This is a genomic window from Micromonospora halotolerans, assembly GCF_032108445.1.
GTDB classification, from domain to species: Bacteria; Actinomycetota; Actinomycetes; order Mycobacteriales; family Micromonosporaceae; genus Micromonospora; species Micromonospora halotolerans.
On record NZ_CP134876.1, the window covers coordinates 4,452,446 to 4,475,351 of the forward strand.

Consider the following 22,906-nt stretch of genomic DNA (forward strand, 5'->3'; position numbering starts at 1 on the left):
CGGCCGCCGGGCGCTGGGGGGCCGCTACAGCTCGGCGAGGCTGCCCGCGTACATCTTGTCGATCTCGTCGGCGAAGTTGGTCTCCACGCTCCGGCGCTTGATCTTCAGCGACGGGGTGACCTCGCCGTCCTCGATGGTGAGGTCCCGGGGGAGGATGGTCACCTTCTTGATCGTCTCCCAGCGGTTGAGCTTGCTGTTCAGCTCGGCCACGTAACCCTCGACCATCGCCTGCGCCTCGGGCGAGGTGACGATCGCGGTGTAGTCGCGGCCCTCCAGCGGCGTGCCGGCCGCCCAGCCCTGGATCGCGTCCGGGTCGAGCGTGACGAGCATCGTGCAGTAGTTGCGCGCCTGCCCGATCACCACGGCCTGCGAGGTGTACGGGCAGACGGCCTTGAACATGCCCTCGATGTGCGACGGCGCGACGTACTTGCCGCCCGAGGTCTTGACCAGGTCCTTCTTCCGGTCGGTGATGCGCAGGTAGCCGTCGTCGTCGAGAGTGCCGATGTCGCCGGTGCGGAAGAAGCCGTCCTCGGTGAACGCGGCCGCGGTCTCCTCGGGGAGGTTGTGGTAGCCGCGCATGACCGGCTTGCCCCGCATCAGGATCTCGCCGTCGGTGTCGATCCGGCACTCCAGGTCGCCCATGGCCCGGCCCACGCTGCCGATCTTCAGCCCGCCGGGCGGGTTCACGAACGCGCCGGCGCTGGTCTCGGTGAGCCCGTACCCCTCGGAGATCGGCAGGTTGGCCGCGGCGAAGAAGGTGGCGATCTCCTTGCTGAGCGGCGCCGCGCCGGAGACCAGCACCCGCATCCGGCCGCCGAGCCGGGCCTGGAGCTTGCTGAACACCAGCTTCTCGGCCAGCGCGTACTTCAGCTTCAGCCCGGCCGGGACCGGCTTGCCGGCCTGCTCCAGCGCGACCTTCTCCTTGCCCACGGCGACGCCCCAGGCGAAGATCTTCGCCTTCGCGCCGCCGGCGCTCTGGGCCGTGGTGACCGCCTTGTTGTAGACCTTCTCGAAGACCCGCGGCGCGCCGCACATGAGCGTCGGCCGGATCACCCCGAGCAGGTCGACGAGCTTGTCCACCCGGCCGTCCACGTAGGTGGGCAGGCCGACGTGGGTGGCGCCGCAGAGCAGCGTCTTGCCGAACGAGTGGGACAGCGGCAGCCACAGGTACTGCAGGTCGTCGACGTGCAGCAGGCCCAGCTCGGCCTGCGCCACGCCCTCCCAGCACCAGCCGCCGTGCAGCAGCTCCACACCCTTGGGCCGGCCCGTGGTGCCCGAGGTGTAGATCAGGGTGGCCAGGTGGTCCGGCCCGATGCCGGCGACCAGCATGTCGATCAGGTCGGGCTCGTTGGCCAGCGCCCGGGCCCCCCGTTCCTCCAGCTCGGCCAGCGTGAGCTGCGGGACGGTGGCGGCCGGGTCGGGCGCGCCGTCGAAGAGCACCACGTGGGTCAGCGCCGGGACCGCCGTGCCGGCGATCTTCGCCGCCTGGGTCGGGTTCTCGGCGAAGAGCACCTTCGACCCGGAGTCGGCGACGATGTATGTCGCGTCCTCCGGCTCGGTGGTCGGGTAGACCGTGGTGGTGGCCCCGCCGGCACACATGATCCCGAAGTCGGCGAGCACCCACTCCAGCCGCGTGTTGGCGAGGATCGCCACCGGGTCCTCCAGGCCGACGCCGAGCCCGTGCAACCCGGCGGCGATCGCCTTGGCACGCTGCCCGACCTGCTCCCACGTCAGCCAGACCGGGCCCGAGTCGTCCGGGGCGGGATGGGCGAACGCGTGGCGGTCGGGGGAGTCCGCCACGCGCTTGAGGAACATGTCGGGTACGGAACGGTACGGTACATCGAGAGCCATCGCTGTAGCCGCCTTCAGGGGTGGAGGGACGTGACGGGGGTCACGCCAGTCTGCGGTTACCGAAGAGTATTGCCTGGACCCGGGCAGCGGCTAGCCCCCGTGGCCTGCGACGACCGCCGTCCCGGGAGGTGGACCCGGCTCAGGCGTACCGGGTGGCGGCGCGCGACCAGTCGTAGGTGGCCCGGATCCAGTCCCGCCGGGTGGTGAGGAAGGCGTGCACCCCCTCGTCGCCCGTCGCGGCCAGCGCCGCGTCCCGCTCCACGTAGGCCGCCAGGCTCTCGTTGAACCGGGTGGCCGCCGCGCGCAGCGCCGCCTCCTCGCCCCGCCCGGCCTCGGAGGCCATCGTGGTGACCAGGTTGTGCGCGTCCGGGCCGGTGGCCCGCTCCTTGTCGTAGGAGAAGAGGTCGTTGCACCAGCAGACCAGGTCGGCGGCGAGCGCGTCCAGGGCGGCCAGCGCCGGGTCGGCCCGCCGGTCCGGGCCGGGCACGTCCGGGTGGGCCAGGTCGGTCAGCGTGAAGCTGGGCCGGGCGCCACCGGTGTGCCGGCGCATCTGCACGTACTCGGCCACCCCGGGCACCCGGTGGTGCTCCCGGTTGGCCGCCTCCCAGAGCAGGGCCAGCAGGTACTCGCGCAACTGGCTGACCAGGCGCAGCAGCAGCGCCGGCCGCCCCCGGTCGCGGGCCCGCCGGCACAGGTCGTCCAGCGCCACGGCCAGCGGGCCGCCCCCGGCCGGGGCCGGCGCGACCGGGTCGCCGTGCCGGTCGAGCACCTCCAGCAGGGCTGCCACGGTCGGCGCGAGCCGGGTCGGGCTGGCGCCCAGGCCGTCCTCGTCGCACGCGTCGTCCATCACGAACAGCCAGCTGATCAGGTCGGCGAGCAGCCGCAGGTCGGCGACCGACGCGTCCGGGCAGGCCCGGCCGGCCAGCTCGACCGGGTGGGCGCCGGCCAGCCGGCGCAACCCGGCCGGGGTGTCGATCAGGCCCAGGTCGACGACCCACCCCGCGCTCTCCCCGGCGACCAGCTCGACGGCGGCGTGTCGGCGCGCCGGGAAGGGGGGTTCATGCAGTGCCGAGAGCGCGAAGCCTCGCATCCGTCTCCCCTTGTCCCGCCGCCCCGGGGTTGGGCGGCGGGTCAGGAGCGTACGGCAGCGCGGATCGGCCTTCGTCGCTGGGCCGGAGCCGTTCCCACGCGGTCTGGTGACCGGCCCGGCGCGCTCCGTCAGAAGCCCAGGTTGGCTGCGCGCAACCGCTCCGCCGGTGCGGTCGGGCCGTCCACCTGGACTCGGGCCACCCGCTGCCGGCCGGAGATGAACAGCACCAGCTCGCCCGGCGCGCCGACCACCCGCAGCCGCTCGCCGCCGCGGCCGACGGCGCGCTCGCCGTAGCCGGGCGCCTGGATCAGCAGGTCCGCCGGGAAGCGCCGCAACGCCACCCGGGCCAGCAGGGTGGCCCGCTTCCAGAGCGCGGCGTGCTGCCGGGCCGGCAGGTCGCGGGGGAGCCAGCCCGGCTGGGCCCGGCGCACGTCCTCGTGGTGGATGAAGAACTCCATGCCGTTGGCCAGCTCGTCGGTGAGCGGGTTGCTCAGCGGGCTCCACCGCGGCGGGCGGCGCACCCGTTCGACCAGCTCCGGGTAGGGTCCGGCGGCCATCCGCCGGCGGACCGCCTCGCCGTAGCCGCGCAGTGGCGGCAGCAGGATGCCGCCCGCCGCGTCCGGCCGGCGTTCCCGCACCAGCAGGTGGGCCGCCAGGTCCCGGGTGGTCCACCCCTCGTTGACCGTCGGCGCGTCCGGTCCCAGCTCCAGCATCAGGTCGGCGAGCGCCTCGCGCTCCGTTCGGGCGTACCGCGGCATGGCCCGATCGTAGGCCCGGTGGCCGGTTCGCGCTTCCGCCACGGCCCGGCGTCGGCGTCCCCCCGTCCGGCGTACGGCGCAGGGCGGGAGGCGTCCGCCCTGCTCGGCGGGGTCCGGCGGGACCGAGTGACGGCCGACATATCGGGGCCGGGTCGGCGGAGCGGGCCCCGACCGGTAAGGATGAGGGAGAAAACTGCGGCTTACGGCGGGGGAGAGCGTGGCGAGCGCGACAAGTCGGGACGTCCTCGGCAGAGGGCTACGGGTACTCGGCCGGGCCATCCGGGAGCAGCCGCGCATCTTCGCGGTCGCGGTGGCCGGCAGCGTGCTCTTCGGCCTCATGGTGATCGCCAGCGCGTACGTGGTCGGCGCGGTGGTCGGCAAGGTGGTGGTCCCGGCGGTCGCCCGCGGCTCGGTCACCGGCGGCGCCCTGGCGCTCGCCGCCGCCGCGCTGTTCGGGATCAGCGTGCTGCGGGTGGTCGGCATCTTCGGCCGCCGGCTCGGCGCCGGCTACATGCAGTACCGGCTCCAGGCCGCCTACCGCCGCCGGGTCACCCGCCGCTACCTCGACCTGCCGCTGGCCTGGCACCACCGCAACGCCACCGGCACCCTGCTGTCCAACGCCAACTCCGACGTCGAGGCCGCCTGGTACCCGATCGCGCCGCTGCCCTTCGCCGTCGGCACCCTGGTGATGCTCGTCGGCGCGGTGGTCTCGCTGTTCCTCACCGACTGGGCCCTCGCGCTGGTCGGCCTCGCCGTCTTCCCAGCGCTGTTCGCGCTCAACGTGGTCTACTCCCGCCGGATGGCGCCCCGCCAGGCCCGCGCGCAGCGGCTGCGCGCCGAGGTCAGCGGCATCGCGCACGAGAGCTTCGACGGCGCCCTGGTGGTCAAGACGATGGGCCGGGAGGCCCAGGAGACCGCCCGGTTCGCCGCCCGGGCCGGTGAGCTGCGGGACGCGCTGATCTCCGTCGGCAAGCTGCGCGGTGTCTTCGACCCGATGCTGGAGACGCTGCCCAGCCTGGGCACGCTCGCCGTGCTGGTGGTCGGCGCGGTCCGGTTCCGCCAGGGCGGGATCACCGTGACCGAGCTGGTCAGCGTGGCCTTCCTCTTCACCGTGCTGGCCTTCCCGGTCCGGGCCATCGGCTGGGTGCTGGCCGAGCTGCCGCGCAGCGTCGCCGGCTGGGACCGGGTCCGCCGGGTCCTCGACGCCACCGGCGAGATGCCGTACGGCGACGTGACGCTGGACCCGGCCACGCCGGCGCCGGCCACCCTCGCCTTCCACGACGTGCACTTCGGGTACGAGCCGGCCGAGGCCCACCTGCCCGGCACCGAGGTGCTCGGCGAGGTGACCTTCACCGTGCCGGCGGGGAAGACGGTGGCCCTGGTCGGGCCGACCGGCGCCGGCAAGTCCACCATCACCTCGCTGGCCGTGCGGCTGGTCGACCCGCGCAGCGGCCGGGTCACTCTCGACGGCGTCGACGTGCGGGACCTGACCGCCGCCTCGCTGGCCTCGACGGTGGCCCTCGTCGCCCAGGTGCCGTTCGTCTTCGACGACACCGTGCGGGCCAACATCACCCTGGACCGCGCCGGCATCGGCGACGACGAGGTCTGGGCGGCGCTGCGGCTGGCCGAGGCCGACGGCTTCGTGGCCGCGCTGCCCGACGGGCTGGACACCATGGTCGGCGAGCGGGGCACCTCGCTCTCCGGCGGGCAGCGGCAGCGGCTCACCCTGGCCCGGGCGATCGCCGGCCGGCCCCGCCTGCTGGTGCTCGACGACGCCACGAGCGCCGTCGACCCGCGGGTGGAGGCCGCCATCCTGGCCGGTCTGCGCGCCCCGGCGGAGGGCGGCGCGCCCGCCTCGATCCTGGTGGTCGCCTACCGGCGGGCCACCATCGCGCTCGCCGACGAGGTGATCTACGTGGAGCACGGGCGGGTGGTGGCCCGGGGCACGCACACCGACCTGCTCGCCACCGTCCCCGGCTACGCCGACCTGGTCACCGCCTACGAACAGGCCGAGCACGAACGCGAGCAGACCCGCACGTACGACGAGGTCACCCCGCTGACCTCCGGCCTGGAAGTCGAGGTTGACCGGTGAGCGCGGAACAGAAGGCCGAGGCGACCGAGTCGACCTGGCGGACGCTGCGGCGGGGGCTGGCGCTCTCGCCGGAGCTGAAGACCGGGCTGGCCGGCACCCTGGCGCTGGCCCTGATCTACATGGTCGGCCGGGTCGCCGTGCCGGTGGCCGTGCAGCGCGGCATCGACCACGGCATCGTCGGCGGCCTCGACCTGGACGTGGTCACGGTGACCGTGGTGATCACCGCGGCCGTGCTGGTGGTCACCACCACCTGCGGCTACCTGATGATGCGCCGGCTGTTCACGGTCAGCGAGACCGCGCTGGCCGGGGTGCGCACCCGGGCGTTTCGGCACGTGCACGACCTGTCCATGCTGCACCAGCAGTCCGAGCGGCGCGGCTCGCTGGTCTCCCGGGTCACCAGCGACGTCGACCAGATCACCCAGTTCCTCCAGTGGGGCGGCGTGATCCTGATCGTCAACCTGGGCCAGCTCGTGGTGACCACGGCCGTCATGCTGGCCTACTCCTGGCAGCTGACCCTCGTGGTGCTCCTCGCGTTCGCGCCGGCCGTGCTGGTGATCCGGCTGCTCCAGCGCCGGCTCGCGGGCGCCTACGGGCTGGTCCGCCAGCGGATGGGCGCCCTGCTCGGCACCATCGGCGAGAGCGTGGTGGGCGCCCCGGTGATCCGGGCGTACGGGATCTCCGGGCGCACCGCCCGGCGGCTGGACGCGGCCATCGAGGGGCAGCGCCAGGCGCAGCAGCGGGCCATCCGGATCAGCATCGTGGGCAGCTCGGTCGGTGAGCTGGCCGCCGGCCTGGCCCTCGCGGGCGTGGTGGTGGTCGGTGTCAACCTCGGCGTCGACCGCACCCTGTCCGTCGGCCAGCTCACCGCGTTCCTGTTCCTGGTGACGCTCTTCATCCAGCCCGTGCAGATCGCCACCGAGGTGCTCAACGAGGCGCAGAACGCGATCGCGGGCTGGCGCCGGGTGCTCGACGTCCTGGACGTCGCGCCGGACGTGGCCGACCCGGGGGCGCAGGGCCGCGAGCTGCCGGACGGCCCGCTGGACATCCGCTTCGCCGGGGTGACCTTCGCCTACCCGGGCGGGCCGCCCGTGCTGCACGACGTGAAGCTGGAGATCCCGGCGAAGAGCCGGGTGGCCGTGGTCGGCGAGACCGGCAGCGGCAAGACGACCTTCGCGAAGCTGCTCACCCGGCTCATGGACCCCACCGAGGGTGAGGTGCTGCTCTCCGGCGTCTCGCTGCGCGAGGTGCGCTTCGAGTCGCTGCGCTCGCGGGTGGTGATGGTGCCGCAGGACGGCTTCCTCTTCGACGCCACCGTCGGGGAGAACGTCCGCTTCGCCCGCCCGGAGCTGACCGACGGGCAGCTCACCGCCGCCTTCTCCGAGCTGGGCCTGGCCGACTGGCTGGACGGGCTGCCGGCCGGCCTGGACACCCCGGTGGGCGAGCGCGGCGAGGCGCTGAGCGTCGGGGAGCGGCAGCTCGTCGCGCTGGCCCGGGCGTACGTGGCCGATCCCGACCTGCTCGTGCTGGATGAGGCGACCAGCGCCGTCGACCCGGCCACCGAGGTACGCCTCCAGCGCACCCTGGACGCGGTCACCCGGGGTCGGACGACGCTGGCCATCGCCCACCGGCTGTCCACCGCCCAGGCCGCCGACGAGGTGATCGTGGTGGACCGGGGGCGGATCGTGCAGCGCGGCCCGCACGACGAGCTGGTGCGGGACCCGGAGTCGGTCTACGCCCTGCTCTACGCCTCCTGGCTGGAGCAGACCCGCTGATCTTCAGGTCCGCCAGGGCTGGAGCAGACCCGCTGAGGCTGCTGGCCGACCTCGCCGACCACCACGGCGACCAGGTGGGCGCCTACCTGCGGCGGCGGCTCGGCCTGACCGGATCCGAGGCCGGCGGCCCGCCCCGGGTGGTCCGCATCGACCGGTACGGGCTGCTGGTCTCCCACGGGCGGCCCGGCGCCCGCCGCCGCACCCGGCTCGCCTTCGCCCAGCCGGTCGCCGGCCCGGCCGAGCTGGCCCGGCTGCTGCACCCGATGCTCTGCCCGCGCGCCGCCGAGCGCGCCTGAGTCAGGTCAGGTCGCCCGTGAGGTAGCGCTGGACGGTCGGACCGATCGTGGCGACCAGGGTCTCCGGGTCGGCGGACGCGACCGGTTCGAGGCGGATCACGTAGCGCATCATGGCCAGGCCGGCGACCTGCGTCGCCACCAGCGCGCCCCGCAGCGGCAGCTGCGCCGGGTCGACGTCGAGCTGGTCGAGGACGCGCCGCAGCACCTGGGTGGCCAGGAACTCGCGCAGCAGCCGGGCGGTCCACTCGCTGCTGACCGCCGAGCGGAGCAGGGCCACGGCGGCCCCGCCGACGGGCGAGTCCCAGACGGTCAGGAACGTGCGGACCAGCCGCTCGCCCACCCGGTCCGGGTCGCCGGCCAGCACGGCCGGGACCAGCTGCGCCGGGTCGACCGGTATCGCCACGGTGGCCCGGAACAGCTCCTCCTTGGTGCCGAAGTAGTGGTGCACCAGCGCCGGGTCCACCCCCGCGGCGGCGGCGATCGACCGGATGGAGGCGGCGTCGAAGCCACGCTCGGCGAACGCCGCCCGGGCCGCCGCGAGGATGGCCTCCCGGGTGTCCGGGTTGCCGGGCCGCCGGCCGGTGCGCCGGGCCATCACCCGCTGCGCCGCCGCAGCGTCGCGGCGGCCAGCACGAGCGCCGCCACGGCCGCGCCGGCCACGATCGCCACATCCCGCCACATCGTCCCGGTCGGGTCGGCGTGCGCGCCGACCTCCTGGAGCGCCTCGACGGCGTACGACAGGGGCAGCACGTCGCTGATCGCCTGGAGCCAGCCGGCCATCTCGCCGCGCGGCACGAACAGCCCGCAGAGCAGCAGCTGGGGGGCGACCACCACCGGCATGAACTGCACGGCCTGGAACTCCGTGCGGGCGAAGGCGCTGCAGAACAGGCCGAGCGCGACCGCGAGCACGGCGTTGATCGCCGCAATCATGATCACGAGCCCGATGCTGCCGGCGGTGGTCAGGCCGAACACCCAGTACGCCACGGCCGAGGCGACGGTGGCCTGGACCACGCCGGCCAGGCCGAACGCGATGCCGTACCCGAAGAGCAGGTCGAGCTTGGCCAGCGGGGTGGTGAGCAGCCGTTCCAGCGTGCCGGTGGTGCGCTCCCGCAGCATGGCGATGCTGGTCACCAGGAACATGATGATGAACGGGAAGAAGCCCAGCATGATCAGCGCCACCCGGTCGAAGACCGTGGGCCGCCCCGGCGGGGTGGGCTGGTCGACGTACATGAAGTAGACCAGCGTGAGCAGCACGACGGGGACCACGACGAGCAGCGCCACGGTCCGCCGGTCGTGCCGGAGCTGGCGCAGGATCCGCCCGGTGGTGGCGGCCAGGATGTGCGGGTTCACGAGGCCTCCTGCTCGCTCGCCTTGATCAACCGGAGGAACGCCTCTTCCAGGTCGTCCACCCCGGTGGCGGCGCGCACCGCGTCCGGGGTGTCGTCGGCGACCAGCCGGCCGTCGCGGATGAGCAGCAGTCGGTCGCACCGGCCGGCCTCGTCCATGACGTGGCTGGACACCAGCAGCGTGGTGCCGGCGGCCGCCATGGCGTGGAACCGGGCCCACAGGTCGGCCCGGAGCACCGGGTCCTGACCCACGGTGGGCTCGTCGAGGATGACCAGCTCGGGGTCGCCGACCAGGGCGCAGGCCAGCGACGCGCGGCTGCGCTGGCCGCCGGAGAGGTTGCCGACCAGCTGGGTGGCCGCGCCGGCCAGCCCGACGTCGGCGACCGTCTGGTCGGCGTGGGCGTGGTCCCGCCCGTGGAGGGCGGCGAAGTAGCGCGCGTTCTCCCGGACGGTCAGGTCGGCGTAGACGCTGGGCGCCTGGGTCAGGTAGCCGACGCGGCGGCGCAGCTCGGCCGCCCCGGCGGGCCGGCCCAGCACGGTGACCGTGCCCGAGCCGACCGTCTGCACCCCGACGATCGCGCGCATCAGGGTGGTCTTGCCACTGCCGCTCGGCCCGAGCAGCCCGGTGACCGTGCCGCGGGGCACCGCGCAGGAGATGCCCTGGAGCACCCGCCGCTGGCCCCGCTCGACCACCAGGTCACGGACCGACACCGCGTCGTCCATGCGCGCCTCCAAAAACTCATCAACCGTTGAACTCAACGCTAGATGAGTTATCCGCTCGGGCGCAAGGTTGACTTCGAGTGCCCTCGAACTGGAAGCCTGGGTGCGTGGACATCAGCACGCGGGAGATGAGCCTCACCGTCGGTGAGGCGGCGGAACGGGTCGGCCTGACCACCTACACGCTGCGCTGGTACGAGCAGGAGGGCCTGGTCGCCCCGGTCGGCCGGGACTCCGCCGGCCGCCGGCGCTACACCGAGTCCGACGTCAACTGGCTGTTCCTGCTCACCCGGCTGCGGCGCACCGGGATGCCGGTACGGGACATGCGGCGCTACGCCGAACTGGCCCGGCAGGGCGACCGCACGCTCGGCGCCCGGCGGGCCCTGTTCGAGGCGCACCGGAGCCGGGTGCTGGCCCGGATGGCCGAGCTGGAGGAGGACCTCAAGGTCCTCGACCACAAGATCGACGCGTACCGCCGGGCGGAGGAGGAACTGGCATGATCAAGCGACGGGTGGGCGCCACCGGCCCGGAGGTCTCGGCCATCGGGCTGGGCTGCATGGGCATGAGCTTCGCGTACGGCGGCGCCGACGACGCCGAGTCGACCCGGACCCTGCACCGGGCCCTCGACCTCGGGGTCAACCACCTCGACACCGCCGACATGTACGGCTTCGGGGCGAACGAGCGGCTGCTCGGCCCGGTGGTCCGGGCGCGGCGGGACGAGGTCTTCCTGGCCACCAAGTTCGGCAACCGGACCAGCGGCGACAACTTCGGCGGCACCGGCAGCCCGGGCGCCTACGTGGACAGCAGCGCCGCGTGGGCGAAGGAGGCGTGCGACGCCTCGCTGGCCCGGCTCGGCATCGACACCATCGACCTCTACTACCTGCACCGGCGCAACCCGGACACCCCGATCGAGGAGACCGTCGGCGCGCTGGCTGAGCTCGTCCAGGCCGGCAAGGTGCGGCTGATCGGCCTCTCCGAGGTCAGCCCGGCCACCCTGCGGGCGGCGCACGCCGTGCACCCGATCTCGGCGGTCCAGATGGAGTACTCGCTGTTCACCCGGGACGTCGAGGGGGAGATGCTGGCGACCTGCCGGGAGCTGGGCGTGTCCCTGGTGGCGTACTCGCCGGTCGGGCGGGGCCTGCTCACCGGGGCCATCACGAGCCGCGAGCAGCTCGCCGAGGACGACTGGCGGCGCACCGTGCCCCGGTTCGCCGACGGCAACCTCGACGCCAACCTGAAGCTGGCCGAGGCGGTCCGCGCGGTGGCCGCCGAGCTGGGCTGCACCCCCGCGCAGGCGGCGCTGGCCTGGCTGCTCGCGCAGGGCGAGGACGTCCTGCCGATCCCCGGCACCAAGCGGGTCCGCTACCTGGAGGAGAACGCCGCCGCGGCCGACGTGCGGCTCACCCCGGAGCAGCGGGACCGGCTGGGCGGGGCGGTGCCGGCCGGCGCCGTGGCCGGGGAAAGGTACACGCCGGCAGGAATGCGAACGGTCGGGCACTAGCCCCGCAGCGGACACCGGGTCCGCCATCGGTCATTGCGCCAAGATCGGGCGTCCGGCACCATGACGCCGTGGGTCCCGCTCCGTTGCCCGTAACCGGTGGCGGCTCCAGGTCGCAGCGCGGCGCCACACGCGCCGAGCTGGAGTTGCCGGAATTCCTCGACGACTGGGCCGCCCGCCTCCGGCAGGCCGCCGACCGTCCCGTCGTCGGGATCATGCTGCGTGGCAGCCACGCCCGGCGGGCCGCCACCGAGCACAGCGACGTCGACGTCGACGTGCTGGTCGCGGCCGACGACGAGCGGACGGGACCCGCCGGCCCGGAGACCGGGACGGCGGGTCCGGCCCGCCCCGGCGCCCGCCGCACGGAAACGGTGGCGGCGGGGCCGGCCGTCAACCCCACTCCGTACGCCGCCCGCCGGGCGTACCTCGCCGAGTTCGACGGCCGGCTCGTGCACGTCTCCGTGGCCGCCCGGGACGTCCGCTCCTGGGTGGACCGGCTGGGCCGGCCCGCCGACTGGGCGTTCGGGCTGCCGGTCGCCGCGCCGGCCCGGCTGCTCTGGGCGGCGCCGGAGTGGCGGCGCCGGATCGACCTGCCGGTGCTCTGCCAGCCCGCCGACGAGCCCCGCCTCGAGGAGCTGATCGCCAGCCTGGGCAAGGTGGCCGGCGCCCGCTGGGCCGACGACCCGGTGGGGGTCCGGCTCGCCGCCGCCGACCTGGCCCGGCTCTGCCCGTCGGTGCTGCGCCTGGCCAACCCGTCGATCCGGGTGGTGTCCCGCCGGGCCGCCCTGGCCGCCGCGCTGGACCTGCCGGTCGCGCCGCCCGGCTACCGCGAGGACATGCTGCTCTGCCTCGGGCTGCGCCCCGGCGGCACCGCCGAGGTGGCGGCCGCCGCCGGCCGGCTGGTCACCGGGACGGTCCCGCTGGTCCGCCCGTACGCCGGGGAGATCGCCGCGGTCGGCGGCCCGGACCTGGCCGCGGCCCTGGTCGACGGCCGGCTGGAGCGCTACCTCGGCCAGCTCACCCGGGCGCTGGACCGCCCCGCGACCGCCCAACGGGACACGTCGGCGGTGCCGGCGCCCCGTGCGGGAGAATGGTCAACCGTGCCCGCCTCTGACGCGCCCGTGACCGGCGCCCCCGCCAGCTCCGGCGCCGCCGCGGCCCCCGGCCCGGCCCGCCCCTCCCGGCTCGACCCGGCCATCGCGGCCCGGCTGCGCCGCACCCCCGACGGCCTGGTGACCGCGGTGGTCCGCGCACACGACTCGGGTGAGGTGCTGATGGTCGCCTGGATGGACGACGAGGCGCTGCACCGCACCCTGACCACCGGCCGCGCCACCTACTGGTCGCGCAGCCGCCAGGAGTACTGGGTCAAGGGCGCCACCTCCGGCCACCACCAGTACGTCCGCTCGGTCGCCGTGGACTGCGACGGCGACGCGCTGCTGGTCAGCGTCGAGCAGGTCGGCGCGGCCTGCCACACCGGGCACCGCACCTGCTTCTTCACCGAGCTGCCGGTCAGCGCCCCGGAGGCGACGTCATGACCGACGGCACGGTCAGCCCGGACCAGGCCGCCTTCGCCGACCTGGCGGCCCGCTGGCGGGTCGTGCCGGTCACCCGGCGCCTGCTCGCCGACGCGGAGACCCCGGTCGGCGTCTACCGCAAGCTGGCCGGCGGCCCGGGCACGTTCCTGCTGGAATCCGCCGAGCAGGGCGTCGGCTCGGCCGGGATGGCCTGGTCGCGCTACTCCTTCATCGGCGTGCGCAGCAGCGCCACGCTGACCGAGCGGGACGGCGCGGCGGTCTGGGTCGGCGAGCCGCCCGCCGGGGTGCCGGCCGGGGGCGACCCGGTGGCCGCGCTCCGGGAGACCGTCGCCGCGCTGGCCGGCCCGGCCTGGGACCCGTCCAGCGGCATGCCGCCGCTCACCGGCGGCATGGTCGGCTACCTCGGGTACGACCTGGTCCGCCGCTTCGAGCGGCTGCCCGAGCTCACCGAGGACGAACTCGACGTGCCCGAGCTGGGCATGATGCTGGCCACCGACCTCGTGGTGCTCGACCACTACGACGGCTCGGCGATCCTGGTCGCCAACGCGGTGCTGCCCCCGCTCGACGCGCCCGACCGCGAGCCGCTGGTGGCGGCCGCGTACCACCACGCGGTGGGCCGGCTGGACGCCATGACCACCGCGCTGTCCCGACCGATCCCGCCCATGATCTCGACGGTCGCCCGGCCCGGCGTCGGCGAGGTGGTCAGCCGCACGCCGGAGGGCGGCTACCCGAAGGCGGTGGAGGCGGCCAAGGAGGCGATCCGGGCCGGCGAGTGCTTCCAGATCGTGCTGAGCCAGCGCTTCGAGCGCCCCACCCACGCCGATCCGCTCGACGTCTACCGGGTGCTGCGCACCACCAACCCCAGCCCGTACATGTACCTCCTGCGTTTCGACGGCTTCGACATCGTCGGCTCCTCGCCGGAGGCGCACCTCAAGGTGAGCACCGGCGCGGACGGGCGGCGCCGGGCGCTGCTGCACCCGATCGCCGGCACCCGGCCGCGTGGCGGCTCGCCCGAGGCGGACGCCCGGCTCGCCGCCGAGCTGCTCGCCGACCCGAAGGAGCGCGCCGAGCACGTCATGCTGGTCGACCTGGGCCGCAACGACCTGGGGCGGGTCTGCCGGCCGGGCACGGTCGAGGTGCCGGAGTTCGCCACCATCGAGCGGTACAGCCACGTCATGCACATCGTCTCCACGGTCGTCGGCGAGCTGCGCGAGGACCGCACGGCGTTCGACGCGCTCGCCGCGAGCTTCCCCGCCGGCACCCTCTCCGGCGCGCCCAAGGTCCGGGCCATGGAGATCATCGAGGAGCTGGAGCCGGCCCGGCGCGGTCTCTACGGCGGCACCGTCGGCTACTTCGGCTTCGGCGGCGACCTGGACATGGCCATCGCCATCCGCACCGCGCTGATCCGCGAGGGCCGGGCCTACGTGCAGGCCGGGGCGGGCGTGGTGGCCGATTCCGATCCGGCCGCCGAGGACCAGGAGACCCGCAACAAGGCCGCCGCCGTGCTCGCCGCGATCGCGGCCGCCGAGACGCTGCGGGCCGCGCGATGAGCGCGTCGACCGGCGCGCCCGCCACCCGGGGCCGGCGCGAGCTGACGTACGCGGTGCTGCTCTGCCTGGCCGGCGCGGGCCTGGCGTTCTGGGCGGTGACCCGGACGTGGTCGGTCGAGCTGACCGCGCGCGGCTCGCTGCCGCCCGGCCGGCACACCCGCACCGGCGCGGAACTGCTGCCCTGGGTGTCCGCGCTGGCCCTGGTGGGGCTGGCCGGCGGCGGCGCGGTGCTGGCCACCCGGGGGCCGGTCCGGCGGCTGCTGGGCGGCCTGCTGGCCCTGCTCGGGCTGGGTGTGGCGGCCGGGGGCGGCTACGGGCTGACCGAGTCCGGGGTGAGCCGGCAGTGGCCGGCCCTGGTGCTGGCGGGCGGGCTGGTCCTGGTGGCCGGCGGGCTGCTCACGGCGCTGCGCGGGGGCGGCTGGCCCGCGATGGGCGCCCGCTACGAGCGGCGGGCGGCGCGGCCGGCGGAGCCCGCCGGCGAGGACCGGCCGGCGGTCGAGCGGGGCACCCGGGACGCCTGGGACGCGCTGGACCGGGGCGAGGACCCGACGGTCCGCTGACCGTCCGGCGCCCGCCGGGTCAGCTCACCGGCTGGGCGTCGCGCGCGTCCCGGCGCTCACGGGCCGCCGCGCGGGCGGCGGCCAGCTCGGCCACCAGGCGCTCCAGTTCGCGGCGCTGGGCGGCCCGGGCCCGGTCGGCGCAGACCGCCTCCCAGGCGTTGCCCCGGGCGGTGCGCGTCCGGCCGTCGCCGGCCATGGCTTCGAGCGTGTGCACCACGCCGACGGCGAGCGCCGCGACGTTCCGGGAGATGGTCGTGAATCCGAGGCTCTGGTTCGGCCCGTTGGCGCTCATGGTCACCCCGCACGAGATCGTTGGCGACGGTCGGCAGCCGCCTCATCGAGTCTGCCCGAGGAAGATGCTGTCGGGCTCACGTTTCGCCGCCGTGAAACGCAGGTCAACTCTGCGGCAACCGGCCCGACCTGGGGAGGGCCGTTCGGCCTTGAGCTTGCTCACAACATCGACGGTCGTCGCCGCCCTGCACGTGGCGGGCCGCCATGGTGAGATAGGTCATGGGCGACGGTCGATGTGGCGGCCGGGGGCGCGGGACGCGCCCGGGTGACGCCGGTCGATGGGCGCCGTGGCGCTGCGTGACACCGTGTTCACCCGAAGTCGGTCATCATGCCACAGGCCGTTTCGTGAGGAGCGCCATACCCCCGGGCACTTGCTTCCCGGTGGCGCCACCTAGCATCGGCCCATGACACCCGGAGAGGGGAGTCCGTTGGTGACTGCTGAGCATGCGCACGCGGAGGGGGACGAGGCCGGTCCGGCGGCGTCCGTAAGCGTGCTCGACGAGATCCTGGCCGGCGTGCGCGAGGACGTGGCCCGGCGGCAGGAGCAGGTTCCGCTGGAGCGGATCCGCGAGCTGGCCGCCGCCGCGCCGCCGCCGCTGGACGCGTACGCGGCGCTGCGCCGGCCCGGCGTGGCCGTGATCGCCGAGGTGAAGCGGTCGTCGCCGTCCAAGGGGCGGCTGGCCGAGATCGCCGACCCGGCCGACCTGGCCGGCGACTACGCCGCCGGTGGCGCCCGGGCGATCAGCGTGCTCACCGAGGGCCGCTGGTTCGGCGGTTCGCTGGACGACCTGGCCGCGGTCCGCGCCGCGGTGAACGTGCCGGTGCTGCGCAAGGACTTCGTGGTCTCCAGCTACCAGGTGCACGAGGCCCGCGCGCACGGCGCCGACCTGGTGCTGCTGATCGTCGCCGCGCTGGAGCAGAACGTCCTGGTCGGGCTGCTGGAGCGGATCGAGTCGCTGGGCATGTGCGCGCTCGTCGAGGTGCACAACGAGGAGGAGGCCGACCGCGCCATGGAGGCCGGCGCGCAGGTGATCGGGGTCAACGCCCGTGACCTGCGTACCCTTGAGGTCGACCGCTCGGTGTTCGAGCGGATCGCGCCCGGCCTGCCGAGCAACGTCGTCAAGATCGCCGAGTCCGGCGTGCGTGGCCCGCACGACCTCATCCGGTACGCCTCGGCCGGCGCCGACGCGGTCCTGGTCGGCGAGGGCCTGGTCACCCAGAAGAGCCCCCGCGAGGCGGTGGCCGAGCTGGTGAACGCCGGCAACCACCCGGCCACGCCCCGCCCGGTGCGCTGACCCCGCGCCGGGCCCAGAGACGTCTCGAGAGGACTCCCGCGATGAGCACTGACGCCGCGGCCCCGGCCGGCCAGCTTCCCGACGCCGCCGGTCACTTCGGCCGGTTCGGTGGCCGATTCGTCCCCGAGGCCCTGGTCGCCGCGCTCGACGAGCTGGACGCGGCGTACCGGAAGGCGATGACCGACGAGAGCTTCCTCGCCGAGTTCGACGCCCTGCTGCGCGACTACGCCGGCACCCCCTCGCTGCTCTACGAGGCCCGGCGGCTCTCCGCCCAGATCGGCGCCCGGGTCCTGCTCAAGCGGGAGGACCTCAACCACACCGGCGCGCACAAGGTCCGCAACGTGCTCGGCCAGGCGCTGCTCACGAAGCGGATGGGCAAGCGGCGGGTGATCGCGGAGACCGGCGCCGGCCAGCACGGCGTGGCCACCGCCACCGCCGCCGCCCTGTTCGACCTCGAATGCGTGGTCTACATGGGCGAGGTGGACACCGAGCGGCAGGCGCTCAACGTGGCCCGGATGCGGATGCTCGGCGCGACCGTCGTCCCGGTCACCACCGGCTCGCGCACGCTCAAGGACGCGATGAACGAGGCGATGCGCGACTGGGTCGCCAACGTCGACAGCACGCACTACCTGATCGGCACCGCCGCCGGCCCGCACCCGTTCCCCGAGATGGTCCGGGACTTCGTCCGCGGCATCGGCGTCGAGGCCCGCCAGCAGTGCCTCGACCTCACCGGCGCGCTGCCGGACGCGGTCGCGGCCTGCGTGGGCGGCGGCTCCAACGCGCTCGGCATCTTCCACGCCTTCGTGCCCGACACCGGCGTACGCCTCTTCGGCTTCGAGGCCGGCGGCGAGGGCGTGGCGACCGGCCGGCACGCGGCGAGCATCACCGGCGGCTCGGCCGGCGTCCTGCACGGCACCCGGACGTACGTCCTGCAGAACTCCGACGGCCAGACGATCGAGTCGCACTCGATCTCCGCCGGCCTGGACTACCCGGGCGTCGGGCCGGAGCACGCCTGGCTGCACGACAGCGGCCGGGCCACCTACCTGCCCGTCGACGACGACGAGGCCATGGCCGCCTTCCAGCTGCTCTGCCGCACCGAGGGCATCATCCCGGCGATCGAGAGCTCGCACGCGCTCGCCGGCGCCCGGAAGATCGCCCCGCAGCTCGCCGCCGAGCTGGGCCGGGAGCCGGTCATCGTGGTCAACCTCTCCGGCCGGGGCGACAAGGACGTGCACACCGCCGGCGCATACTTCGGCATCCTCGACAAGGAGTGAGAGCGTGAGCCGGATCGGGGTCGCCTTCGACAAGGCCCGGGCCGACGGGCGGGCCGTGCTGGTCGGCTGCATGCCGGCCGGCTTCCCCACCGTCGAGGGCAGCATCGCCGCGATGACCGCCATGGTCGAGGCCGGTGTCGACGTCATCGAGGTGGAGATTCCCTACTCCGACCCGGTGATGGACGGCCCGGTCATCCAGAAGGCCAGCGACATCGCCCTGGCCGGCGGCGTACGCACCGCCGACACCCTGCGCGCCGTCGAGGCGGTCGCCGCGACCGGCGCGTCGGTGGTCACGATGACCTACTGGAACCCGATCGAGCAGTACGGCGTCGACGCGTTCGCCCGCGACCTGGCCGCGGCCGGCGGCACCGGCCTGATCACGCCGGACCTGATCCCCGAGGAGGCCGGCGAGTGGCTGGCCGCCTCCGAGGCGCATGGCCTGGACCGGACGTTCCTGGTCTCCCCGTCGTCCACCGACGCCCGGCTGAAGATGACCGTCGGGCACTGCCGCGGCTTCGTCTACGCCACCGCCATCATGGGCGTCACCGGTGCCCGGTCGCAGACCTCCGAGGCGGCCCCGGTCCTGGTCTCCCGGCTGCGCGAGGTCACCGACCTGCCGGTGGGCGTCGGGCTGGGTGTGGGCACCGGCGCCCAGGCCGCCACCGTCGCCGGGTACGCCGACGCGGTGATCGTGGGCAGCGCCCTGGTCCGCTGCGTGCTCGACGCCCCCGACCAGGCGGCCGGCCTGACCGCCCTGCGCGCCCTGAGCGCCGAACTCGCCGAGGGCGTCCGCAACCCGGCCCGCTGACGGCGCTCACCGGCCCACCCAGGGTCGGCGTGGCATCCGGGGCGGTCCGCGGCCGGTCTGCACCCCCGGTGGTGCGGCGCGGCACCCGGGGCGGGTGTCAGCGCCGCGTGCCCAGCTCGCCCGCGGACCGCTGTTCGGGCGGGACACCCGCCTCACCGCCCGGACCGACCTGGCCCGGCAGCGTGTCGCGGAGGACGCCGGAGCGGCCGGCCAGGGCGTCGGCGACGGCGGCGCGGGTGGTCGGGGTGAGCGCTTCGGGCAGCGCCTCCGGCGGGTGCCAGTCGAGATGGCAGCCGCCCGCCGGTGCCCCGGCGGGCGTGGTGGCGAGCGTCCGGGCCCGGAACACGTGCACCAGCACGTCGGGCAGGGCGCCGCAGTGGCCGGCGGCGGGCGGGGGAGCGGCGGGGTCGCCGAGCCGGTAGAGGCCGACCAGGTCGACCAGCTCGACCTCCCAGCCGGTCTCGGCGCGGATCTCGCGTCGCGCGGCGGCGGGCGGGCTCTCGTCGCGGCGCAGCCGCCCGCCGGGCAGCGCCCAGCGCCGGCCACCGCCGGACTGCCGGCAGAGCAGCACCCGGCCGGAGGGGTCGGTGACGACCGCCGCGACCGCCCAGGTGAGCGCGCTCATGGACAAAGAGCCTACGGCCGCGCAAACCAGAAGTCATCCGACCCGCGAACCCGGGCCACCGGGGTGCCGCGAGCACGGTCCGCACCGGTACCGTGTGCACCCGTGACCCTCGCCCCGATGACCCCACTGGCGGCCCTGCCCAGCCCCAGCACCGCCGTCTGGCAGCTCGGTCCGGTTCCGATCCGGGCGTACGCGCTCTGCATCATCGTCGGCATCGTGGTGGCCTGCGTGGTCACCGAGTACCGGCTGCGCCGCCGCGGCGTCGCCCCCGGCGCCGTGCTCGACATCGCGGTCTGGGCGGTGCCCGCGGGCATCATCGGCGCCCGGATCTACCACGTGATCACGTCGCCCGAGAAATACTTCGGCGCCGACGGCCAGCCGCTCAAGGCGTTCGCCATCTGGGAGGGCGGCCTCGGCATCTGGGGCGCGGTGGCCGGTGGCGCGGTCGGCGCCTGGTTCGCCGCCCGGCAGCTGGGCATCCCGTTCGCCGTGGTCGCCGACGCGCTGGCGCCGGGGCTGCCGCTGGCCCAGGCCATCGGCCGGTTCGGCAACTGGTTCAACAACGAGCTCTACGGCGGGCGTACGAGCCTGCCCTGGGGTCTCGAGGTCCACGTCATGGACCCGGACAACCCGGGGCACGCGCTGCGCGACGACGCCGGCAATCCGGTCCTCCAGCCGGGGCTCTACCACCCGGCCTTCCTCTACGAGGCGCTCTGGAACATCGGCGTCGCCGCGCTGGTCGTGGTCCTCGACCGGAAGCTGCGGCTGGGCCGTGGCCGGGCCTTCGCGCTCTACGTGATGGGCTACACGGCGGGCCGGTTCTGGATCGAGCTGATGCGCACCGACGAGGCCAACCACATCCTCGGCCTGCGGCTCAACGTGTGGACCGCGGCGCTGGTCTTCCTCGGCGCGCTGGTGTACTTCCTGCGGGTGCGCGGGCCGCGCCAGTACCTGATCCCGGTCGGCGCGCCGGCCACCCCGGTCCCGCCCGCCGGCGGCGACGTGTCCCAGGTCGACCTCTCCGGGCGGGAGGCCGGGGCGCAGCCGGTCGCGCCGGAGGGCTACCGGGTGGTGACCGAGGAGCAGTTCCGGACGTACCGGGAGACCGGAGCGGTCCCCGCCGAGGAACCGGCGGCGGCCGACGAGGCCGGCCGGGACGAGGCCGACGAAGCCGCCACCGACGCGGAGCGCACCGAGCGCGAGCCGGCCGGCGAGGATCGGGCCGACGAGGACGGGACCGACGAGGACCGGGCCGGCGACGACCGGGCCGGCGCCGGCGGCGCCCGCCCCGCCGACCGGGACAGCTGAGCGGGGGAGTCATGCGGAGCGCGGTGGTGGTCGGCGCCGGCCTCGGCGGGTTGGCGACGGCCGGTGCGCTGGCCCGGTCCGGCTGGCGGGTCACCCTCCTCGAACGGGCCGACCGGGTCCGTCCGGAGACGACCGCCGTGGTGCTCTGGCCCAACGGGGTACGCGCGCTGCGCGCTCTGGGCCTCGGCGCGGGGCTGGACGCGATCGCCACCCCGCTGCCCGACGGCGGCGTGCGCCGCCCCGACGGGCACTGGCTGGTGCAGCCCCGCCCCACGCCCGCGGAGCGGATGCCGGTGGTGGTGCACCGGGAGGACCTGCACGACGCGCTGATCGCCGGCCTGGGCGACCAGGTGGAGCTGCGCACCGGGGTGCACGTGCGCACGGTGCGGGCGGTGCCCGGCGAGCGCCCCGCGGTCGGCGACGGCCGGCACACCGTCGAGGCGGACCTGGTGGTCGCGGCCGACGGCACCGACAGCGAGATCCGCCGGCAGCTCGCCCCGGAGACGGCCGTGGTCAGCTCCGGCTGCGCCGCGTGGCGGGCCGTCATCCCCTGGTACCGGGCCCCGCAGCTCCCCGCCGACCAGCCGGTGCACGGCGAGACGCTGGGCGCGGGCTACCGCTTCGTGGCCGCCTCGCTCGGCGACCGGGGCACCGCGGGCGCCTCCCGCCGGGGCGGCATCTACTGGGTGGCCACCGCCGCCGGCGCGCCCCGCCCCGAGCCGCCGGAGACGCAGCTCGCCCTGCTCAAGCGCTGGTACGCGGGCTGGCCCGCCCCGATCGCCACCCTGCTCGACGCCACCGACCCGGCCGACCTGGTGCAGCAGGAGATCCGTGAGCTGCGCCCGCTGCCCCGGGCGTACGGGTTCCCGGCCGGGCCGGGCGGTGTGGTGCTGCTCGGCGACGCGGCGCACGCCATGCCGCCGCACCTGGGGCAGGGCGCCTGCCTGGCCTTCGAGGACGCGGCCACCCTGTCGGCGCTGCTGCGGGAGTCCCGGCTCCCCGACGCGGTGGCCGGCTACGACCGGCTGCGCCGGCCCCGCGCGGCCACCATGGTGCGGCAGACCCGCCGCATGTCGGCGGTGCTCCAGACCCGGGGCCGGCTGGCGCTGCGCGCCCGCGACGCCGCGCTGGGCACGATCAGCCCGCGGCTGCGCAACACGGCCGCCACCGCCGCCGCCTCCTGGCACCCGCCGGCCTGACCGGTCGACGCCCTGGGGCGCGGCACGGCGCCGCCCCGGAACGGCCCGCGCGGAGCGGGCGTCAGCCGACCACGGCGGTCGGCTCGGCGATGCAGGCGGTGCCGACGCGGCGGAAGCCGACCCGCAGGTAGACCCGGGCGATCTCCTCGCTGCCGGCGGAGAGGAAGACCAGGTCGGTGCCGGCGGCGCGCAGCCGGTGGGCCAGGGTGGCGGTCACCGCGGCGCCCAGGCCGCGCCGGCGGGCCGCCGGCAGGGTGGCCACCCCGGCGATCTCCGCCACGTCGCCGACCCGCATGGCCATCCCGCTGGCCAAGGGCCCCTCGTCCGGCGTGCCGGCGAGCACCGAGATGCGCCGGCCGTCGACGATGCGGACCGCCTCCTCGTCCAGCGCGGCCACGTCCAGCCGGGAGACCGCGGCGTCCCGCTCGGCCGGGCCGGCCTCGCCCCGGGCGGTGCCGCCGTGCGAGAAGCCGACCGCGGCGACGGCCCGGCGCAGGGCCACGTCCGCCGCGAAGCTGGGATCGCGGGGGTCGAGCACCCGCACCGGTACGTCGCTGAGCGTCGCCGGGTCGGGCAGGCGGTCGGGCTCCAGCACCATGAGCGGCGCCTCGAGCACGCTGAGCCCCGCCGAGCGGGCCACCGCCAGCAGGTCCGGGGTGACCTCGTGCACCCACTCGAACGCCTCCGGCAGGCCCAGTTCCCGCTGCCGGGCCCGGACCGCGGTCACGTCGGCGAGCGCGGGCGGCTCGGTGGCGTCCAACCGGGGGCGGGCGTAGAACGGCCAACCGGCGCCGTCCCGGACGAACAGCACGAGCCCGCCGTGTTCCTCCGTCCGGGACCCGTCGCGGGGCACCGCGTCGTAGAAACGCTCCAACCGGTCGAGCACGTCAGTGCGTACGGCATCCACCGCGCGAGACTACATGTCCCAGATGCTGGAAGTGTGATCAATCTGAACTGGCCTTGTGCCGGACGCCCTAACGTAGACTCAATAAAACCCCCGAGGGCCGACGTCGTCCCCACCGTGTTTGAACCTGAGTGACG

General features: G+C 75.2%; 21 protein-coding genes and 2 pseudogenes. 14 read left to right on the plus strand and 9 right to left on the minus strand.

The window, feature by feature from the left end; all coding sequences use genetic code 11:
* Nucleotides 1-24 precede the first annotated feature (24 nt).
* From RMN56_RS21105 to RMN56_RS21115, 3 genes are all read right to left on the minus strand, one after another.
* Nucleotides 25-1,851 (minus strand): AMP-dependent synthetase/ligase, encoded by a 1,827-nt coding sequence (locus RMN56_RS21105; RefSeq protein WP_313719241.1) that lies wholly within the window; start codon nucleotides 1,849-1,851, stop codon nucleotides 25-27.
* A gap of 139 nt (nucleotides 1,852-1,990) precedes the next feature.
* On the minus strand, nucleotides 1,991-2,941 hold the full coding sequence (locus RMN56_RS21110; protein WP_313719242.1) for a terpene synthase family protein: 951 nt from the start codon (nucleotides 2,939-2,941) through the stop codon (nucleotides 1,991-1,993).
* A gap of 128 nt (nucleotides 2,942-3,069) precedes the next feature.
* Nucleotides 3,070-3,699, minus strand: a complete 630-nt coding sequence (locus RMN56_RS21115) for a TIGR03085 family metal-binding protein (protein ID WP_313719243.1) — start codon at nucleotides 3,697-3,699, stop codon at nucleotides 3,070-3,072.
* A gap of 217 nt (nucleotides 3,700-3,916) precedes the next feature.
* On the opposite strand from RMN56_RS21115, the gene RMN56_RS21120 reads away from it, so the two are divergent.
* The 3 genes and pseudogenes from RMN56_RS21120 to RMN56_RS21130 all read left to right on the plus strand — a co-directional run.
* Complete coding sequence (locus RMN56_RS21120; RefSeq protein WP_313719244.1) at nucleotides 3,917-5,791, plus strand: ABC transporter ATP-binding protein; 1,875 nt, start codon at nucleotides 3,917-3,919, stop codon at nucleotides 5,789-5,791.
* Nucleotides 5,788-7,563 (plus strand): ABC transporter ATP-binding protein, encoded by a 1,776-nt coding sequence (locus RMN56_RS21125; RefSeq protein ID WP_313719245.1) that lies wholly within the window; start codon nucleotides 5,788-5,790, stop codon nucleotides 7,561-7,563. The genes RMN56_RS21120 and RMN56_RS21125 overlap by 4 nt, the downstream gene beginning before the upstream one ends.
* Before the next feature lie 11 nt (nucleotides 7,564-7,574).
* Nucleotides 7,575-7,859 (plus strand): annotated as a pseudogene (locus RMN56_RS21130) (DUF2470 domain-containing protein); the annotation flags it as partial.
* Nucleotide 7,860: 1 nt separating this feature from the next.
* Here the strand turns inward: RMN56_RS21130 and RMN56_RS21135 are convergent.
* From RMN56_RS21135 to RMN56_RS21145, 3 genes are read right to left on the minus strand one after another with little or no spacing between them, the layout of a single operon-like run.
* Nucleotides 7,861-8,454 carry a TetR/AcrR family transcriptional regulator gene (locus RMN56_RS21135; protein ID WP_313719246.1) on the minus strand — a complete coding sequence of 198 codons (594 nt, stop codon included), beginning with the start codon at nucleotides 8,452-8,454 and terminating at the stop codon, nucleotides 7,861-7,863.
* Nucleotides 8,454-9,209 (minus strand): ABC transporter permease, encoded by a 756-nt coding sequence (locus RMN56_RS21140; protein ID WP_313719247.1) that lies wholly within the window; start codon nucleotides 9,207-9,209, stop codon nucleotides 8,454-8,456. The genes RMN56_RS21135 and RMN56_RS21140 overlap by 1 nt, the downstream gene beginning before the upstream one ends.
* Nucleotides 9,206-9,928, minus strand: coding sequence for an ABC transporter ATP-binding protein (locus RMN56_RS21145; RefSeq protein WP_313719248.1), 723 nt, complete (start codon nucleotides 9,926-9,928; stop codon nucleotides 9,206-9,208). The genes RMN56_RS21140 and RMN56_RS21145 overlap by 4 nt, the downstream gene beginning before the upstream one ends.
* Before the next feature lie 104 nt (nucleotides 9,929-10,032).
* Between RMN56_RS21145 and RMN56_RS21150 the strand changes: the two genes are divergently transcribed.
* The 6 genes and pseudogenes from RMN56_RS21150 (at nucleotide 10,033) to RMN56_RS21175 (ending at nucleotide 15,065) form a co-directional block, all read left to right on the plus strand.
* Nucleotides 10,033-10,422: a MerR family transcriptional regulator gene (locus RMN56_RS21150; RefSeq protein WP_154227799.1), complete on the plus strand. Its 390-nt coding sequence runs from the start codon at nucleotides 10,033-10,035 to the stop codon at nucleotides 10,420-10,422.
* Nucleotides 10,419-11,423: an aldo/keto reductase gene (locus tag RMN56_RS21155; RefSeq protein ID WP_313719249.1), complete on the plus strand. Its 1,005-nt coding sequence runs from the start codon at nucleotides 10,419-10,421 to the stop codon at nucleotides 11,421-11,423. The genes RMN56_RS21150 and RMN56_RS21155 overlap by 4 nt, the downstream gene beginning before the upstream one ends.
* A gap of 212 nt (nucleotides 11,424-11,635) precedes the next feature.
* Nucleotides 11,636-12,334 (plus strand): annotated as a pseudogene (locus RMN56_RS21160) (phosphoribosyl-AMP cyclohydrolase); the annotation flags it as partial.
* Between the two features lie 186 nt (nucleotides 12,335-12,520).
* Nucleotides 12,521-12,955, plus strand: a complete 435-nt coding sequence (hisI, locus tag RMN56_RS21165) for a phosphoribosyl-AMP cyclohydrolase (RefSeq protein WP_313724815.1) — start codon at nucleotides 12,521-12,523, stop codon at nucleotides 12,953-12,955.
* Nucleotides 12,952-14,505: an anthranilate synthase component I gene (locus RMN56_RS21170; RefSeq protein ID WP_313719250.1), complete on the plus strand. Its 1,554-nt coding sequence runs from the start codon at nucleotides 12,952-12,954 to the stop codon at nucleotides 14,503-14,505. Before hisI ends, RMN56_RS21170 begins: the two co-directional genes overlap by 4 nt.
* Nucleotides 14,502-15,065 (plus strand): Trp biosynthesis-associated membrane protein, encoded by a 564-nt coding sequence (locus tag RMN56_RS21175; RefSeq protein ID WP_313719251.1) that lies wholly within the window; start codon nucleotides 14,502-14,504, stop codon nucleotides 15,063-15,065. Before RMN56_RS21170 ends, RMN56_RS21175 begins: the two co-directional genes overlap by 4 nt.
* Nucleotides 15,066-15,084: 19 nt before the next feature.
* Here RMN56_RS21175 and RMN56_RS21180 read toward each other — a convergent pair whose 3' ends face one another.
* A complete protein-coding gene (locus RMN56_RS21180; RefSeq protein ID WP_313719253.1) occupies nucleotides 15,085-15,357 on the minus strand; it encodes a hypothetical protein in 273 nt (90 codons plus the stop codon).
* A 490-nt stretch (nucleotides 15,358-15,847) separates the two neighbouring features.
* On the opposite strand from RMN56_RS21180, the gene trpC reads away from it, so the two are divergent.
* From trpC to trpA, 3 genes are read left to right on the plus strand one after another with little or no spacing between them, the layout of a single operon-like run.
* The gene (trpC, locus tag RMN56_RS21185; RefSeq protein WP_262282596.1) at nucleotides 15,848-16,651 is read left to right on the plus strand and encodes an indole-3-glycerol phosphate synthase TrpC; all 804 of its coding nucleotides are present in this window, start codon (nucleotides 15,848-15,850) and stop codon (nucleotides 16,649-16,651) included.
* Nucleotides 16,652-16,692: 41 nt separating this feature from the next.
* On the plus strand, nucleotides 16,693-17,925 hold the full coding sequence (gene trpB / locus RMN56_RS21190) for a tryptophan synthase subunit beta (protein ID WP_313719255.1): 1,233 nt from the start codon (nucleotides 16,693-16,695) through the stop codon (nucleotides 17,923-17,925).
* Nucleotides 17,926-17,929: 4 nt separating this feature from the next.
* A complete protein-coding gene (gene trpA, locus RMN56_RS21195; RefSeq protein WP_313719257.1) occupies nucleotides 17,930-18,733 on the plus strand; it encodes a tryptophan synthase subunit alpha in 804 nt (267 codons plus the stop codon).
* A gap of 97 nt (nucleotides 18,734-18,830) precedes the next feature.
* Here trpA and RMN56_RS21200 read toward each other — a convergent pair whose 3' ends face one another.
* Nucleotides 18,831-19,358 (minus strand): NUDIX hydrolase, encoded by a 528-nt coding sequence (locus RMN56_RS21200; protein ID WP_313719259.1) that lies wholly within the window; start codon nucleotides 19,356-19,358, stop codon nucleotides 18,831-18,833.
* A 102-nt stretch (nucleotides 19,359-19,460) separates the two neighbouring features.
* On the opposite strand from RMN56_RS21200, the gene lgt reads away from it, so the two are divergent.
* Together lgt and RMN56_RS21210 are read left to right on the plus strand one after the other, a co-directional pair.
* Nucleotides 19,461-20,666 (plus strand): prolipoprotein diacylglyceryl transferase, encoded by a 1,206-nt coding sequence (gene lgt, locus RMN56_RS21205; RefSeq protein WP_313719260.1) that lies wholly within the window; start codon nucleotides 19,461-19,463, stop codon nucleotides 20,664-20,666.
* An 11-nt stretch (nucleotides 20,667-20,677) separates the two neighbouring features.
* Entirely contained in the window at nucleotides 20,678-21,865 is a 1,188-nt protein-coding gene (locus RMN56_RS21210; RefSeq protein ID WP_313719261.1) for an FAD-dependent oxidoreductase, read from the plus strand.
* 61 nt (nucleotides 21,866-21,926) lie between these two features.
* Here the strand turns inward: RMN56_RS21210 and RMN56_RS21215 are convergent, their stop codons facing one another.
* Complete coding sequence (locus RMN56_RS21215; RefSeq protein WP_313719262.1) at nucleotides 21,927-22,772, minus strand: GNAT family N-acetyltransferase; 846 nt, start codon at nucleotides 22,770-22,772, stop codon at nucleotides 21,927-21,929.
* Between the last annotated feature and the right edge of the window lie 134 nt (nucleotides 22,773-22,906).

Coding starts and splice junctions, on each gene's coding strand:
- RMN56_RS21110 (WP_313719242.1), bottom strand. CDS start 2,941: ATGCGAGGCTTCGCGCTCTCGGCACTGCATGAACCCCCCTTCCCGGCG.
- trpB (WP_313719255.1), top strand. CDS start 16,693: ATGAGCACTGACGCCGCGGCCCCGGCCGGCCAGCTTCCCGACGCCGCC.
- RMN56_RS21105 (WP_313719241.1), bottom strand. CDS start 1,851: ATGGCTCTCGATGTACCGTACCGTTCCGTACCCGACATGTTCCTCAAG.
- RMN56_RS21145 (WP_313719248.1), bottom strand. CDS start 9,928: ATGGACGACGCGGTGTCGGTCCGTGACCTGGTGGTCGAGCGGGGCCAG.
- RMN56_RS21210 (WP_313719261.1), top strand. CDS start 20,678: ATGCGGAGCGCGGTGGTGGTCGGCGCCGGCCTCGGCGGGTTGGCGACG.
- RMN56_RS21175 (WP_313719251.1), top strand. CDS start 14,502: ATGAGCGCGTCGACCGGCGCGCCCGCCACCCGGGGCCGGCGCGAGCTG.
- RMN56_RS21115 (WP_313719243.1), bottom strand. CDS start 3,699: ATGCCGCGGTACGCCCGAACGGAGCGCGAGGCGCTCGCCGACCTGATG.
- RMN56_RS21135 (WP_313719246.1), bottom strand. CDS start 8,454: ATGGCCCGGCGCACCGGCCGGCGGCCCGGCAACCCGGACACCCGGGAG.
- RMN56_RS21170 (WP_313719250.1), top strand. CDS start 12,952: ATGACCGACGGCACGGTCAGCCCGGACCAGGCCGCCTTCGCCGACCTG.
- RMN56_RS21200 (WP_313719259.1), bottom strand. CDS start 19,358: ATGAGCGCGCTCACCTGGGCGGTCGCGGCGGTCGTCACCGACCCCTCC.
- RMN56_RS21155 (WP_313719249.1), top strand. CDS start 10,419: ATGATCAAGCGACGGGTGGGCGCCACCGGCCCGGAGGTCTCGGCCATC.
- RMN56_RS21180 (WP_313719253.1), bottom strand. CDS start 15,357: ATGAGCGCCAACGGGCCGAACCAGAGCCTCGGATTCACGACCATCTCC.